The organism is Brevundimonas sp. GW456-12-10-14-LB3 (assembly GCF_059424365.1).
Genome location: NZ_JBWKZJ010000033.1, coordinates 1 through 14257, shown reverse-complemented (window position 1 = coordinate 14257; position 14257 = coordinate 1). Strand labels below are relative to the sequence as shown.

15 protein-coding genes are annotated in these 14257 nt (G+C 68.0%); 11 read left to right on the top strand and 4 right to left on the bottom strand.

What is annotated here, in order from left to right:
• Positions 1-10: 10 nt before the first annotated feature.
• Entirely contained in the window at positions 11-520 is a 510-nt protein-coding gene (locus tag AC07XS_RS12535) for a D-glycero-alpha-D-manno-heptose-1,7-bisphosphate 7-phosphatase (protein ID WP_054764467.1), read from the bottom strand.
• Positions 521-831: 311 nt separating this feature from the next.
• Here AC07XS_RS12535 and AC07XS_RS12530 point away from each other — a divergent pair, with 311 nt between their 5' ends.
• The 9 genes from AC07XS_RS12530 (at position 832) to pnp (ending at position 9017) form a co-directional block, all read left to right on the top strand.
• On the top strand, positions 832-1995 hold the full coding sequence (locus tag AC07XS_RS12530; protein ID WP_182714636.1) for a DegT/DnrJ/EryC1/StrS family aminotransferase: 1164 nt from the start codon (positions 832-834) through the stop codon (positions 1993-1995).
• 3 nt (positions 1996-1998) lie between these two features.
• A complete protein-coding gene (locus tag AC07XS_RS12525; protein ID WP_182714637.1) occupies positions 1999-2931 on the top strand; it encodes a Gfo/Idh/MocA family protein in 933 nt (310 codons plus the stop codon).
• 47 nt (positions 2932-2978) lie between these two features.
• Complete coding sequence (locus AC07XS_RS12520) at positions 2979-3491, top strand: hypothetical protein (protein WP_054764464.1); 513 nt, start codon at positions 2979-2981, stop codon at positions 3489-3491.
• Between the two features lie 77 nt (positions 3492-3568).
• Positions 3569-4246 (top strand): DUF2459 domain-containing protein, encoded by a 678-nt coding sequence (locus AC07XS_RS12515; RefSeq protein WP_182714638.1) that lies wholly within the window; start codon positions 3569-3571, stop codon positions 4244-4246.
• 65 nt (positions 4247-4311) lie between these two features.
• A complete protein-coding gene (rbfA, locus tag AC07XS_RS12510) occupies positions 4312-4764 on the top strand; it encodes a 30S ribosome-binding factor RbfA (RefSeq protein WP_182714639.1) in 453 nt (150 codons plus the stop codon).
• On the top strand, positions 4761-5276 hold the full coding sequence (locus AC07XS_RS12505) for a hypothetical protein (RefSeq protein ID WP_182714640.1): 516 nt from the start codon (positions 4761-4763) through the stop codon (positions 5274-5276). The genes rbfA and AC07XS_RS12505 overlap by 4 nt, the downstream gene beginning before the upstream one ends.
• Positions 5276-6214, top strand: coding sequence for a tRNA pseudouridine(55) synthase TruB (gene truB, locus AC07XS_RS12500; RefSeq protein ID WP_182714641.1), 939 nt, complete (start codon positions 5276-5278; stop codon positions 6212-6214). Before AC07XS_RS12505 ends, truB begins: the two co-directional genes overlap by 1 nt.
• A gap of 65 nt (positions 6215-6279) precedes the next feature.
• Positions 6280-6549 carry a 30S ribosomal protein S15 gene (gene rpsO / locus AC07XS_RS12495; RefSeq protein WP_152949300.1) on the top strand — a complete coding sequence of 90 codons (270 nt, stop codon included), beginning with the start codon at positions 6280-6282 and terminating at the stop codon, positions 6547-6549.
• A gap of 245 nt (positions 6550-6794) precedes the next feature.
• A complete protein-coding gene (gene pnp, locus AC07XS_RS12490) occupies positions 6795-9017 on the top strand; it encodes a polyribonucleotide nucleotidyltransferase (protein ID WP_182714642.1) in 2223 nt (740 codons plus the stop codon).
• A 129-nt stretch (positions 9018-9146) separates the two neighbouring features.
• Here pnp and AC07XS_RS12485 read toward each other — a convergent pair whose 3' ends face one another.
• Together AC07XS_RS12485 and rph are read right to left on the bottom strand one after the other, a co-directional pair.
• Positions 9147-9521, bottom strand: a complete 375-nt coding sequence (locus AC07XS_RS12485) for a hypothetical protein (protein ID WP_182714643.1) — start codon at positions 9519-9521, stop codon at positions 9147-9149.
• Positions 9522-9582: 61 nt separating this feature from the next.
• Complete coding sequence (gene rph, locus AC07XS_RS12480) at positions 9583-10308, bottom strand: ribonuclease PH (RefSeq protein ID WP_182714644.1); 726 nt, start codon at positions 10306-10308, stop codon at positions 9583-9585.
• A 106-nt stretch (positions 10309-10414) separates the two neighbouring features.
• On the opposite strand from rph, the gene hrcA reads away from it, so the two are divergent.
• Both hrcA and grpE read left to right on the top strand, forming a co-directional pair.
• The gene (hrcA, locus tag AC07XS_RS12475; protein WP_182714648.1) at positions 10415-11467 is read left to right on the top strand and encodes a heat-inducible transcriptional repressor HrcA; all 1053 of its coding nucleotides are present in this window, start codon (positions 10415-10417) and stop codon (positions 11465-11467) included.
• 44 nt (positions 11468-11511) lie between these two features.
• Entirely contained in the window at positions 11512-12099 is a 588-nt protein-coding gene (gene grpE, locus AC07XS_RS12470; protein ID WP_494732676.1) for a nucleotide exchange factor GrpE, read from the top strand.
• Positions 12100-12150: 51 nt separating this feature from the next.
• Here grpE and AC07XS_RS12465 read toward each other — a convergent pair.
• Positions 12151-14257, bottom strand: a 2107-nt coding sequence (locus AC07XS_RS12465) for a S8 family peptidase (protein WP_321208107.1), incomplete at its 5' end; no start/stop codon positions are given.

The window sequence follows — 14257 nt, the reverse complement described above, 5'->3', positions numbered from 1 at the left end:
TGCGATGGCCTCAGCCGCCGAGCAACTCCTTCACAAAGACGTCCAGGTCGCCGCCCTCGAACAGAAAACCCGAGACCCCGGCGGCTCGGGCCGCCGCCATGTCGGTCTGCTGGTCGCCGATCATGAAGGACCGCGCCGGATCGATCTGATGGTCCGCGATCGCCCTCAGCAGCATGCCGGGGTTGGGCTTTCGGTCAGGGTGATCCGGATGGCGATAGCGTTCGTCCTGGGCGTCGGCATGGAAGGGACAGGCGTAGACGGCGTGGATCACCGCCCCGTCCTGGGCCAGCCGTCTGGTCAGCAGACCGTTGAACGCATGCATCTGATCTTCGCTGAACAGACCGCGCGCGACGCCCGACTGGTTGGTGACGATCACCGCCAGATAGCCCAGCCGATTCAGCCGGCGCACCGCCGCCGAGGCGCCGGGAATCAGTCTCAGATGCTCAGGCAGATGCGGATAGCCCGAATCCTCGATCAGAACCCCGTCGCGATCCAGAAAAACCGCGGGAACACCAGTCATGCGTCTTGTCTCGAACGTAGCCGTATCGACGCCGCAAGGCGCGGCGCGAAGGGACGGTTAGAAAAGGAACCTGGCTTAGGATGAGGACAAGCCGGCGCCAAGAGCGGTCGAACACCGCCCTAGAGCATGATCGTTTCAGGCGGAGCCGCGAGGCGGTTCCTCCTCAACGGATCAGGCTCTAACGTTGCAAAGGGCAACGCGAAGTGACGCAGCCCCGTTTGGCCCCTGGGACTGATCTTGCTAGGAGGGCGGCCATCCTCGCGGCCGATCCGTCGGTCCGCCGCCCCCGAATCACCGTGGAGAGCGCCCGCATGATCCCCTTCATTGACCTCCAGGCCCAGCGCCTGCGCCTCTCCGGCAAGATCGAGGCCGCCGTCCAGGAGGCCGTCGTCGGCGGCGCCTGGGTCATGGGGCCCCAGGTCCGTCAGTTCGAGGCCGACCTGGCCGCCTTCGGCCAGGCCAAGCATGCGCTCGGCTGCGCCAACGGCACCGACGCCCTGATCCTGCCGCTGATCGCCTGGGGCATCCGCACCGGCGACGCTGTCTTCTGCCCCAGCTTCACCTTCACCGCCACGGCCGAGGTCGTGCCCTGGCTGGGCGCCTCGCCGGTCTTCGTCGACGTCGACGCCCGCACCTACAATATGGACCCGGCCAAGCTCGAGGCCGCCATCGAGGCGGTCGAGGCGGAGGGGCGCCTGACGCCCAAGGTGGTCATCGCCGTCGATCTGTTCGGCCAGCCGGCCGACTATCCCGCCATCCGGGCCATCTGCGACCGCCACGGTCTGAAGCTGATTTCGGACTCGGCCCAAGGCTTCGGCTGCACCCTGAACGGCGCCCATCCCCTGAACTGGGCCGACGTCACCACGACCAGCTTCTTCCCGGCCAAGCCGCTGGGTTGTTACGGCGACGGCGGAGCCGTGCTGACCAACGACGACGACCTGGCCCAGGAGATGGACTCCCTGCGCGTCCACGGGAAGGTCGTGGCCAAGGACCTGGAGGCCGGGGCGGCCGCCTTCGCCCATGACCCTAAATATCTGGCCATGCGCATCGGCATGAACAGCCGGCTGGACACCATCCAGGCCGCCGTCCTGATCGAGAAGCTGAAGGTGTTCGGTCAGGAGATCGAATGGCGCAACCGGATCGCCGCCCGCTACAATGAACGTCTGGCCCCCCATGTCTCGGCCGTGCCCCATGTCATCGACGGCGGCGTGTCCGTCTGGGCCCAGTACACGATCGAGCATGCGGACCGCGACGGCCTGGCCGCCCATCTGAAGGAACAGGGCGTGCCCACCGCCGTCTACTATCCGGTGCCCATGCACCTGCAGCCGGCCTACCAGCGGTTCCCCCAGGGCGCCGGCGGCCTGCCGGTCACCGAGCGGCTGAAGGATGCAGTCCTCAGCCTGCCCATGCACTCGGACCTGGATGAGGCGACCCAGGACCGGATCATCGCCGCCGTCGCCGGCTACAAGGGCTGAACCATGCCGAACACCCCCGTCCTCAAGTTCGGCGTCGCCGGCGTCGGCGTCATGGGCCGCAACCATGCCCGCGTCGCGGCCGAGATGCGCGAGTTCGACCTGACCACGGTCTTCGATCCCGATGCGGTCGTCGCCGAGGGCGTTGCGGCCGCCTATGAGGCGACCCCGGTCACGACGGCCCAGGCCTTCGTCGACGCCGGCCTGGACGCCGCCGTCGTCGCCACGCCCAACCGCTTCCACGCCGAAGTCGGGGTGGCCCTGTTGGAAAAGGGCGTCCACGTCCTGGTCGAAAAGCCCATCGCCGCCACCGTGGCCGACGCCCAGCGGATGATCGACGCCGCCCGCGCCAATGACCGCGTCCTGATGGTCGGCCAGGTCGAGCGGTTCAACCCGGCCGTCGAGACGGTCAAGCGGGCCGTCGCCGACGACGAGATCATCTCCATCCAGATCACCCGCGTCGGCCCCTTCCCGCCCCGCATGGGCGAGGTCGGGGTGGTCATCGACCTGGCGGTTCACGACATCGACATCATCCGTCACCTGACCGGCTCGGAAATCACCGAGGTCCAGCCGCAACTGGCCCGCACCCGCGCCGAGCGCGAGGACACGGCCCTGCTGCAGTTCCGGCTGGACAACGGGGTGATCGCCCACATCACCACCAACTGGGTCACCCCCTACAAGACCCGCACCCTGCAGGTGGCCACCAAGACCAAGTTCGTCGTCGCCGACCTGATCACCCGCCAAGTCACCGAATATTTCGGCCAGCAGCCTGACGGTTCCTATTCGACCAAGATGCTGAACAGCTGGCCCGCCGAACCGCTGAAGAAGGAGCTGGAGGCCTTCGCCCGCGCCATCCATACCGGCGAGACCCCGGCGGTGACCGGCGAGGACGGCCTGCGCAATCTGGAGGTCGCCCTGCGCTGCCTGGGTGAACACTGATCGGGGCGAGGCCTAAAGTCGCCGCAATGGAGAGGAAGGAAAGAGGCATGCGCACGCCCCTCGCCGCCCTGTCCGTCGCCCTGTTGACCGTGTCGGCCGCCGCCCCGGCCCAGGCCGACACCCGCTACTTCTCCTACAACGCCTCGGATCGGATCACCCAGGCCCTGACCAAGGGGATCACCCTTCAGGTGCGGCGCGGCCTGTTCGGCGCCGTCGCCATAGAGCGGCTGTTCTCGACCACCGCCCGTGGATCGGCCGACCTGGCGCGCGGCGGCCCCGATGCAGCCCGGCGGATCCTGCCGGAGGACGCCCGAGGCGCGGACCTCTATGAAGTGCAGCAGATCGGCGACGGGCGCGGTCTGGCCCGCGCCCTGTGTCCGGGGGCCGACCAGGTCTGGCTGGCGGCAAGCCGCATTCGCGCGCCGCGCCCCCTGACCCTGAATGCGGTCGGTCGCTGGGCCGACGGAACCCACCGCCATTGCGTGACCCTGACCTATGAATGGCGTGGAGAGTGGCAGACGGCGCCGGCCTCGCCGTTTGCCGACGCCCCCGGCGCCTGATCTGGCGAACCCGCCTTCCAACCGCACCGCTTGATCGCCTAGTCTGGCGATCGACCGAACCTTCGGAGATGACGGCGATGCGATGGGCCCTGCCCCTGGTGGTTTTAGTCGGCCTTGTCGCCGCTCTTCTGACCTGGACCCGGCCCGGTTCGGCCGCGCCGCCGGCGACCAACGTCCCGATGGTGGTCTATCTTCTGGACAACGGCTTTCATTCCGATCTGGCCCTGCCCCGCGCCGCGCTTGAACGACGAGGCGGCGCCCTGGGACGGGCGGTTGAGACCCTGGCGCCGGGTGACTGGATTCTGGTCGGCTGGGGCGACGCCCGATTCTATGTCGATCAGAGCCCGATCTCCGACCGCCTGTCCGACGGCGCGCGCGCCTTCTTCCGGCCCGGCAATCCGTCCGTCGTCATGTTGGACCCGGAGGCGGACGACCCGCGCGCGCGACACGCCCCCGATCGGCGGGCCGCCCTTCATCTGACGCCCGTCGCCTTCGACCGGATGGCGGATCGGATCGAGGCGTCGCTGGACCTGTCGAGCGGCGCGCCCCGCGTCGCCGCCGCCCGCCCCGGCGACGACGCCCGCTTCTTCGCCAGCCGTGAAACCTTTTCCATCCTGCATCTTTGCAACCACTGGACGGCCGGCGTCCTGAACGCCGGCGGCGTGACGATCCGCCCCGCGCGGTCGATCTTTTCCAGCGAGGTGATGCGGTCCGTCCGGGCCGCAGAACTGGACACGGCGGTCCCACACGCCTAGACCGCCCGCCTTTCGCTTATCCGGCCGGGTCCGAACCCCGGCGGGCGATGAAGAAGGAGCGGCCGATGGCCCGTAAGCAACACACCCGAAATTCATCCGGCCTTGCCGGTCCCAGCCAGCGCCAGCTGCGCGCCGGCGAACTGATCCGCCACGCCCTGGTCGACATCCTGCGCGAGGAGGACATCCACGACGAGGCCCTGGCCGGGGTCTCGGTCACCGTGACCGAGGTCCGCCTGTCGCCGGACCTGAAACACGCCACCTGTTTCGTCGAGCCCCTGGGCGCGGGCGTGGAGACCGCCCCGGTCGCCGGCCATGAGAGCGAGATCATCAAGGCGCTGAACGTCCACGCCAAGTTCCTGCGCGGCCAGCTGGGCCGCCGGCTGGACATGAAGTTTACTCCCGACCTGAAGTTCCGCCACGACGAGAGCTTCGACGCCGCCAGCCACATTGACCGTCTGTTCGACGACCCCCGCGTCCGCGCCGATCTGGAACGCCGCGACGAGGACGAGGGCCAATGATCGTGTGGTGCGCCCGGTTCTCCACCTTAGCGCTTGCGGCTTTGGTGTCAGGATGCGGAAGCATCAATGAAGGAAACCCTTTGCTACTGCCTCTCGCTATACCCGTGATCGTCGGGGCCGAGGCGGCGATGATGCTCGGCAACCCGAACAACGGTGCGTCCCGCATAGAATTTCTTCCCCCAACCTGGGATCCCTTCGTCGGCGATGGTGCTTGGACAGACTCTCGTGGGCAGCGCCTGATCGTCGGCGATGGTCGCGTTCGCGCTGAATTCAAGAAGTGCATCTTAAGCGCGCGCCTCGCTGGAGCACGCACAGCGACCGACCGATCCGGACTTCAGTATCCTCTCGAAGAAGTCGTCCTCACGTCCAATGATCAGGATGGATGTCAAAATTGGCCGGTTCCCGCAAAGGTCGATATCGAGATGTGGCGGACTCCGGGCTATCAAGACGAAATCCAGGTGAGTTTTTCTAACCTGGGGCTGACAATGATCTATTATCCGAAGGGCAAGTGATGGGCCGTCGGAAGAAGGGCGACGTCGTCGACGGCTGGGTCTGCCTGGACAAGCCGTTCGAGATGGGTTCGACCGAGGCGGTCAGCCGCATCCGCCGCCTGTTCAACGCCAAGAAGGCCGGTCACGCCGGGACCCTGGACCCGCTTGCCAGCGGCGTCCTGCCGATCGCCTTGGGCGAGGCGACCAAGACCGTGCCGATGATGATGGAGGCGAAGAAGGTCTATCGCTTCACCATCAACTGGGGCGTCTCGACCGACAGCGTGGACCGGGAGGGCGAGATCATCGGCCGCTCCGACGTGCGCCCGACCCTGGACCAGGTGAAGGCCGCCCTGCCGGCCTTCGTCGGCGAGATCGACCAGACCCCGCCGCGCTTTTCCGCCATCAAGGTGGACGGCGCCCGCGCCTATGATCTGGCCCGCGACGGGGTGGATTTCGAACTGCCGTCCCGGCGGGTGGTCATCCATTCGGCCGAGGCGACGGCCGCGCCGGACGCCGATCATGTCGAGATCCGCATCCTGACGGGCAAGGGCGTCTATGTCCGTTCGCTGGCGCGCGACCTGGCCCTGGCCCTGGGCGCGGAGGGTCATGTGTCAGCCCTGCGGCGCGAGCGGGTCGGGCCCTTCAGCACGGAAAACGCCGTCACTCTGGATTCTCTGGAGGAAATGGTGCATAGGGGCGCCGCCTCGGAAGGCTTGCTTCCCGTCGCGACCGCTCTGGACGACATCCCGGATCTGGCCGTGACGGAACAGGACGCCTTCTCGCTTCGGCAGGGACGACCGATCGTTCTGCTCCCCCGTCAGGTGGAAACCCTCAAGACCCGTCTGTCGGACGGCTCGCGAACGGTTTCAGCCTTCCAGGGCCAGACCCTCGTCGCCCTCTGTCAGTTGCGGGCCGGCCGGTTAGAACCCGACCGCGTTTTCAATCTCCAAGGTTCGTAAGAACCAGGGACCCAGCGGCCCTCAAGCAGCGCGAAGCGCGGTAGGGCCACGAAAGGACTCCTTCGATGTCGATCACTGCTGAACGCAAGAACGAAATCATCGCCGACAACGCCCGCACCGCCGGCGACACCGGCTCGGCCGAGGTTCAGGTCGCGATCCTGTCGGAGCGCATCGCCAACCTCACCGAACACTTCAAGACGCACAAGAAGGACAACCACTCTCGCCGTGGCCTTCTGAAGATGGTGTCGCAACGCCGCCGTCTGCTCGACCACCTGAACAAGGTCGACGCCGACCGTTATCAGGCGCTCATCGCCAAGCTGGGCCTGCGTCGCTAAGGGCGCGGCTCCGTGTAAGACTGTATGACGAGGCGCGGGCGGTCACGTCCGCGCCTCGTTGTGCGATTAGAACCGACCTGCGCGCCGCAGGACTTTAACGGCGCAGACGCGAGGGCCGAGCCGGTCCTCACCCGGGTCTCCGCGATGGCGCGGCGGCCTTTGGATCGAAGGACTGAACGCCGACGCATCCGCCCAATGATGGGACCCCGCTCGGAATACGCCGTCCGGGATACGAAAGACGAAATATGTTCGATATCAAACGCAAGACGATCGAGTGGGCCGGACGCCCGCTGACTCTGGAGACGGGCCGCATCGCCCGCCAGGCCGACGGCGCCGTGCTGGCGACCTATGGCGAGACCGTGGTTCTGGCCACCGTCGTCTACGGCCGTTCGCCCAAGCCGGGCCTGGATTTCTTCCCCCTGACGGTCAACTACCAAGAAAAGACCTTCGCCGCCGGCAAGATCCCGGGCGGCTACTTCAAGCGTGAAGGCCGTCCGACCGAGAAGGAGACCCTGGTCTCCCGCCTGATCGACCGCCCGATCCGCCCCCTGTTCGTGAAGGGCTTCAAGAACGAGACCCAGGTCGTCGTCACCGTGCTGCAGCACGACCTGGAGAATGATCCGGACGTCCTGGGCATGGTCGCCGCCTCCGCCGCCCTGACCATTTCCGGCGTGCCCTTCATGGGTCCGATCGGCGCCGCCCGCGTGGGCTTCATCGACGGCGAGCTGGTGCTGAACCCGACCGTGGATCAGATGGAAGGGTCCGACCTGGATCTGGTGGTCGCCGGCACCCAGGACGCCCTGATGATGGTGGAATCCGAGGCCAAGGAGCTGTCGGAAGAAACCATGCTGAAGGCCCTGATGTTCGCCCACGCCGGCATGCAGCCGGTGATCGACGCCATCATCGACCTGGCCGAACACGCCGCCAAGGAGCCGTTCGACTTCCAGGCCGAAGACCATTCCGACGTCGTCGCCGCGATCAAGAAATTGGTCGGCGAGGAGATCAAGGCCGCCTACGCCCATCCGGGCAAGTACGAGCGCCGCTCGGGCGTCGACGCCGCCAAGAAGAAGGCCGCCGAAGCCCTGGTGAAGACCGACGAGAACCCCGAGGGCGTCGACAGCTCCAAATTCTCGGCCGCCTTCAAGGAATGCGAAGCCGAGGTCCTGCGTCGCGACATCATCGAGAACGCTCACCGCGTCGACGGCCGCGCCCTGGACAAGGTCCGCGCCATCGTGTCGGAAGTCGGCGTCCTGCCGCGCACCCACGGTTCGGCCCTGTTCACCCGCGGCGAAACCCAGGCCCTGGTCGTCGCCACCCTGGGCACCGGCGAGGACGAGCAGTACATCGACAGCCTGCAGGGCACCTATAAGGAAAGCTTCCTGCTGCACTACAACTTCCCCCCCTATTCGGTGGGTGAAGCCGGCCGCATGGGTTCGCCCGGTCGTCGCGAAATCGGTCACGGCAAGCTGGCCTGGCGCGCCATCCGTCCGATGCTGCCCAAGAAGGAAGACTTCCCCTACACCATCCGCCTGGTCTCCGAGATCACCGAGTCGAACGGCTCGTCCTCGATGGCCACGGTCTGCGGTTCGTCCCTGGCCCTGATGGACGCCGGCGTTCCGCTGGTCCGTCCGGTCTCGGGCATCGCCATGGGTCTAATCCTGGAGCCGTCGGGCGAGTTCGCCATCCTGTCGGACATCCTGGGCGACGAAGACCACCTGGGCGACATGGACTTCAAGGTCGCCGGCACCTCGGAAGGCATCACCTCGCTGCAGATGGACATCAAGGTCCCCGGCATCACCGAGGAGATCATGAAACAGGCCCTGACCCAGGCCTCGGCCGGCCGTCTGCACATCCTCGACGAGATGTCCAAGGCCATGGACGCCCCGCGCGCCTCGCTGGGCGAGCACGCCCCCAAGATCGAAACCATCAAGATCGCGGTCGACAAGATCCGTGAAGTGATCGGTTCGGGCGGCAAGGTGATCCGCGAGATCGTCGAGAAGACCGGCGCCAAGGTCGACATCGCCGACGACGGCACGATCAAGATCGCCGCCAACGACCAGGAGAAGATCGACGCCGCCAAGGCCTGGATCCAGTCCATCGCCTCGGAACCGGAAGTGGGCGCCATCTACTCCGGCAAGGTGGTCAAGGTCGTCGACTTCGGCGCCTTCGTGAACTTCTTCGGCGCCAAGGACGGCCTGGTCCACGTGTCCCAGATCGCTCTGGAACGCGTCGCCAACCCGGCCGACGTCCTGTCCGAAGGCCAGGAGGTCAAGGTCAAGTTCCTGGGCTTCGACGACCGCGGCAAGACCAAGCTGTCGATGAAGGTCGTGGATCAGACCACCGGCGAAGACATCACCGACAAGATCAACGCCGAACGCGCCGAACGCGGCGAAGAGCCCCTGTCGGAAGACACCGGCGGCCGTCCCAAGCGCGAAGGCGGCGATCGCGGCCGTCGCCGTCGCGACTGAGCCTCGCTTGAGGTTTGAATGACGAAGGCCCCGCCGGCGACGGCGGGGCCTTTTTCATAGGGCCTGTTTCACGGCTTTGGCGGCGTCGCGCAGCGGTTCCGTCCAGAACGATCAGGCTCTGCGGCTGTCTCAAGAGCGGCATTCGGCGGGCGGGTCCTTGTCCCAAAGCTTGCAGGACCGGTCGATCTCGCCCTGGATCAGGGCGCAGGGATTGTCGGCGTTACAGGGCGGATGGGTGGCCGGGCTCACCTGGATGCAGCGCTCGACCAGGCGCGACGCCGCCGCCTCGCCGATATCCGCGCGGCATGCGGTCTGGGCTGCGAGGCCTCGTTCAGCGCCCGTATCGGGCTGATCCGAAGACGCCGGACCCGGAGCCGTCTCTGCTATGGTCTGCGCGCCCGAACCGGGGTCCGCAGCGGGCGCGGTCCTGTCCTCCCCGGACTGGCAGGCGGCGACCGCGAGGGCGGCCGACAGGGCGAAACAGGCGGACAGGAAAGGGCGCATCGACATCTCCGGGCTGAGGGTCATAGCCACGATGACCCGCCTGTTGAACGCACGAAACTCCTTAAGGCCGCACCGCCTCCAGCGCCGCCTTCTGCAGGGCGAACAGTTCGGCGCAGCCGGTCTCGGCCAGGGCGAACAGGCGGTCGAACTCGGCGCGGGTGAAGCCGCGCTTTTCGCCCGTGGCCTGGATCTCGACGATCTGGCCCGAACCGGTCAGGACGAAGTTGGAATCGGCCTCGGCCTCGGAATCCTCTTCATAGTCCAGGTCCAGCACCGGAACCCCGTCGCAGACGCCACAGGAGACGGCCGCCACCTGGTCCAGGATCGGGTCGGACTTCAGCACGCCTTCGTCGCGCAGATAGTTGAGGGCCGAGGCCATGGCGACCCAGGCGCCGGTAATGGCGGCGGTGCGGGTGCCGCCGTCGGCCTGGATCACGTCGCAGTCCAGCACCACCTGACGCTCACCGAGCGCCTTCAGATCGACGACGGCGCGCAGGCTGCGGCCGATCAGGCGCTGGATCTCCTGCGTCCGGCCCGTCTGTTTGCCGGCGGCGGCCTCGCGGCGGCCGCGGGTGTGGGTGGCGCGGGGCAACATGCCGTATTCGGCGGTGACCCAGCCCTGGCCCTTGCCGCGCATCCAGCCGGGAATGCTTTCCTCGACCGAGGCGGTCACCAGAACCTTGGTGTGGCCGAAGCTGATCAGGCACGAGCCCTCGGCGTAGCGGTTGACGCCGGTCTCGATGGTCACGGGACGCAGCTGGGCGTCGGTGCGTTGCGAATGGCGCATGAGATGAGTCCTTGGAAGCTGGGGCGGCGGTGATTATCCTGAAAACGTGAGCCTGTATGCCCCCAAAACCCCGCCGTTCGACGGCGGTCCGGCGACGGGCCAGTCCCTGGCGGGGCTGGCGGGGCTGGACGCGCGGGCGCGGGACATCTTCCGGCGCATCGTCGAATCCTATCTGGAGACCGGCGAGCCGGTGGGGTCGCGCACCCTGTCGCTGGGCGGCATCGCCCTGTCGCCGGCCTCGATCCGCAATACGATGCAGGATCTGACCCTGGCCGGGCTTTTGGCCTCGCCCCACGCCTCGGCGGGGCGGATTCCCACCCATGCGGGTCTGCGGCTGTTCGTCGACGGCCTCTTGGAGATCGGCGACCTGACCAAGGAGGAGCGGCGCGAGATCGACGCCCGCCTGGCCGGCCGGGGCCGCAATTTCGAGGCCGCCCTGGACGAGGCGTCCAATCTGTTGTCGGGCCTGGCCGGGGGCGCTGGCGTGGTCTCCAGCCCGGTGCGCGACGCCGGGGTCAAGCATGTGGAGTTCGTGGCGCTTGGCGGCGATCAGGCCCTTGCGGTCATCGTCGCCGACGACGGCACGGTGGAGAACCGGATCATGAGCCTGGCGGCGGGGGTCACGCCCTCGACCCTGACGGAGGCCTCCAACTTCCTGAACGCCCGGCTGCGCGGCCGGCCCTTCGCCGAGGCCAAGCGCGAAATGACCCAGGAGCTGGAGATCGCCCGGCGCGAGCTGGACCAGGCCGCCGCGCGACTGGTCGAGGACGGTCTGGCCGCCTGGTCGGGCGGGCCGGACCGGGAGCGGGCCCTGATCGTGCGGGGTCGGGCCAATCTGCTGCAGGACGGCGAAGGCCTGGCCGATCTGGAGCGGGTGCGGGTCCTGTTCGACGACCTGGAGCAGAAGGAACAGCTGATCGGCCTGCTGGACGGGGTGGATGCGGCGCAAGGGGTGCGGATTTTCATCGGCGCCGAAACCCGTCTGTTTTCACTTTCGGGTTCCGCCGTGATCGCGGCGCCCTATATGAGCGGCCGACAGCGGGTTCTGGGCGCCATAGGCGTCATAGGACCGGCGCGACTGAACTACGCCCGTGTCATTCCGTTGGTGGACTATACCGCCCGGGTGCTGGGCCGAATGCTGGACGGGAAAGAAACGTGAGCGACAAACCCCAGAACGACGATTTCAACGAACTGGACGCCGACATGGCCCAGGCCAACGCCGAACACGGGCTGGACGCCGATCCGTCCGACGCTCTGGCGCCGCTGGACGCCGTGATCGCCGAGCGCGACGAGTGGAAGGACCGCGCCCTGCGCGTCGCCGCCGAGATGGAGAATCTGAAGCGCCGTTCGGAGGCCCAGCAGAACGACGCCCGCGCCTACGCCATCCAGCGCTTCGCCAAGGATCTGCTGGGCGTGGCCGACAATCTGGAGCGCGCCCTGATGGCCGCGCCCAAGGACGCCGAGGGCGCCACGGCCGGTCTGGTGACCGGTCTGGAAATGACCCAGAAGGCCCTGCTGCAGGCGTTCGAGACCAACGGTCTGAAGCGGGTCGCGCCCGAGGCCGGCGAGGCCTTCAACCCCCATCTGCACCAGGCCATGATCGAACAGCCGTCGGACACGGTGCCGGGCGGGGCGGTGATCCAGACGATGCAGTCCGGTTTCGAACTGTTCGGCCGCACAATCCGCCCGGCCATGGTGGTGGTGGCCGCCAAGGGATCGGGCGCCCAGGCGTCGAACCCCTATGGCGCGGCCGCCGCGCCCGAAACCCACGCCTTCGACGGCAAGGCCTGATCCGAAACAGAGACGCCGGCGCTGATGCCAGCGCCGGCGTTTTTCTCGTCCTCAGAACCGGCGCCGCCAGGCCCCGATCAGGGCGAACTCCGGATCCGCGTCGGCCGTATGGCGCGGTTCGCGGCTGGCCACGGCCTGGAGCGACAGGCTGGAGCCGTCCCGCAGACTGCGTTCGCCGCCCAGGATGAAGTCGATCTGACGCCCGCTGGGCGCGGCCGAGAAGCGGCGACGCGAATAGGTCAGGGGGTCGAAATAGTCGACCGGCACATCCGCCAGCCAGGCCGAAAAGGTTCCGCGCTCGATCCGCAGCGGCTGTGAGACGGTGAAGCTGATCCGGTCGCACAGGGCGGTGCAGCCCGTCAGCAGGGCCAGCCGCCAGTTGGAGCTGATCGCCGCCCCGTCCGTCGACAGGAAACGGCCTTCGGTCTCGGTGGCGCCCACGCCGACCTCGCCGAGCAGGGCCAGACCCGGTCGCAGGGCCCAGTCCCCGCCGACCGCATAGAAGCGGGTCCGCGACGGCAGGGCGAAGTCCGAACCGCCCGGGATGAAGGCCCCCAAGGGCCCCAGCCGTTCGTCCAGGGCGCCCAGGCTCAGCGACAGGCCGCCGTCGGCGCCGCGCCAGGCCAGGGTGGCGCGGCTGTAGGTCGAGGCCGCTTCCTCGACCCGACGCAGCGGCATGCGACGGTCCCCCCCGCCGCTCTCGGCCGCCAGGGTGAAGGCGCCGAGCCGAACCTGACCGCGCGCCGCATGATCGGCCTGGGCCAGGGCGGCGAAACCGTCGCCGGCCGCGCCCTTGAACGGAGAGACGGCGCCGCCGCGACCTTGCCAGGTGGCGAAGTTCAGGCGGCCGATCTCCAGATCCAGCAGGGCCTCCTGGCGGGGTTCGTCGCCCAGCCAGGGCGCGTCGGTCAGGTCGCGGCGGGCCGTCACCGCCTCGACCGGTTCGTCAAGCTGGGCCGCCGTCAGGCTCAGCCGCCCGCCGCGGGGCAGGCTGAGGCTGGTGGTGGCGGTGCGGCTGGGTTCGAACGGCGCGGCCTGGTACGAACGGCTGGGCGCCGTCGGATAGGCGCCGCCCAGCTGGACCGCGAACATTCGGTCGTAACTGTCAAACAGCACCGTTTCGAGCGCCGTCTGGCGCGCAAAGGCGTCGCCGAAGGCCGAGCCGACGAAACTGCCGGGCTCCGTCGCGGCGACCAGGGTCGCGCCGTCCGCCAGGGGCACAGAGGTGGCCCCCGCCGGCTGGAAGGCGCGCGCCAGGTCCAGAAGGCCGCGGCCATAGACGACGTCGGTCCCGGCGTCCCCGGCGTCCCGCGCGGTCTCGATCAGCAGGGACAGGGCTTGGCGCCCCGTCAGATTGGGAAAGGCGTCCATCAACAGGGCCAGGGCGCCGGCGACGTGCGGCGCCGAGAAGGAGGTGCCGCTCACCTGTCGGCAGAACGACTCGTCACAGCCGGTGACGATGAGTTCACCCGGCGCCGAGATATAGCCCGCCGCGGCCACCCCGGCCCTGTTCGAAAAGCTGGACATGGCGTTGGCGGCGTTGTGCGATCCGACCGCGATCACGGCCCCGGCGAAGCGCGGATCGACGGCGTAGCGCGCCGGCCAGCCCGGATTGGCCTCGCCGTCATTGCCGGACGAGGCGACGATCACCGCCCCCGAATTGACCGCCCGGAGCAGCGCGGCCTCAAAGGCCGAACCCAGGCGGCCGTCGCCGCCCAGGGACATGTTGATGATCTTGACCCCATTGGCCACGGCGTAGTCCAGGGCCCGGACCAGGTCCGAACTGCTGAAACAGACGTCGGTGTTCTTCTCCTCGCAGTCGGAGATGTCAGTGCGGATCGACAAGATCGTCGATTCATAGGCGACGCCGATCGTGCCCTGGCCGTTGAAGTTGGAGGCGATCACGCCGGAGACCCGCGTCCCGTGGCTGCTTTCGGCGACATAGGGCGCATTACGGCCGGGAACCACGTCGGTCGAGGCGGCGGAGATCCGTCCGATGAGGTCCGCCTGGTCTCGACTGACGCCGGAATCGACCACGGCGACGGTGACCCCGCTTCCGGTGGCGCCGGCCCGCCAGGCGGCCTCGGCCTTCACATTGGCCAGACCATAGTTGCGCTCATACTCTCGTGACGTGGTGGACGGCGGCGCTGGGGGAGGC

Coding starts and splice junctions, on each gene's coding strand:
- AC07XS_RS12535 (WP_054764467.1), bottom strand. CDS start 520: ATGACTGGTGTTCCCGCGGTTTTTCTGGATCGCGACGGGGTTCTGATC.
- AC07XS_RS12530 (WP_182714636.1), top strand. CDS start 832: ATGATCCCCTTCATTGACCTCCAGGCCCAGCGCCTGCGCCTCTCCGGC.
- AC07XS_RS12525 (WP_182714637.1), top strand. CDS start 1,999: ATGCCGAACACCCCCGTCCTCAAGTTCGGCGTCGCCGGCGTCGGCGTC.
- AC07XS_RS12520 (WP_054764464.1), top strand. CDS start 2,979: ATGCGCACGCCCCTCGCCGCCCTGTCCGTCGCCCTGTTGACCGTGTCG.
- AC07XS_RS12515 (WP_182714638.1), top strand. CDS start 3,569: ATGCGATGGGCCCTGCCCCTGGTGGTTTTAGTCGGCCTTGTCGCCGCT.
- rbfA (WP_182714639.1), top strand. CDS start 4,312: ATGGCCCGTAAGCAACACACCCGAAATTCATCCGGCCTTGCCGGTCCC.
- AC07XS_RS12505 (WP_182714640.1), top strand. CDS start 4,761: ATGATCGTGTGGTGCGCCCGGTTCTCCACCTTAGCGCTTGCGGCTTTG.
- truB (WP_182714641.1), top strand. CDS start 5,276: ATGGGCCGTCGGAAGAAGGGCGACGTCGTCGACGGCTGGGTCTGCCTG.
- rpsO (WP_152949300.1), top strand. CDS start 6,280: ATGTCGATCACTGCTGAACGCAAGAACGAAATCATCGCCGACAACGCC.
- pnp (WP_182714642.1), top strand. CDS start 6,795: ATGTTCGATATCAAACGCAAGACGATCGAGTGGGCCGGACGCCCGCTG.
- AC07XS_RS12485 (WP_182714643.1), bottom strand. CDS start 9,521: ATGCGCCCTTTCCTGTCCGCCTGTTTCGCCCTGTCGGCCGCCCTCGCG.
- rph (WP_182714644.1), bottom strand. CDS start 10,308: ATGCGCCATTCGCAACGCACCGACGCCCAGCTGCGTCCCGTGACCATC.
- grpE (WP_494732676.1), top strand. CDS start 11,512: ATGGCCCAGGCCAACGCCGAACACGGGCTGGACGCCGATCCGTCCGAC.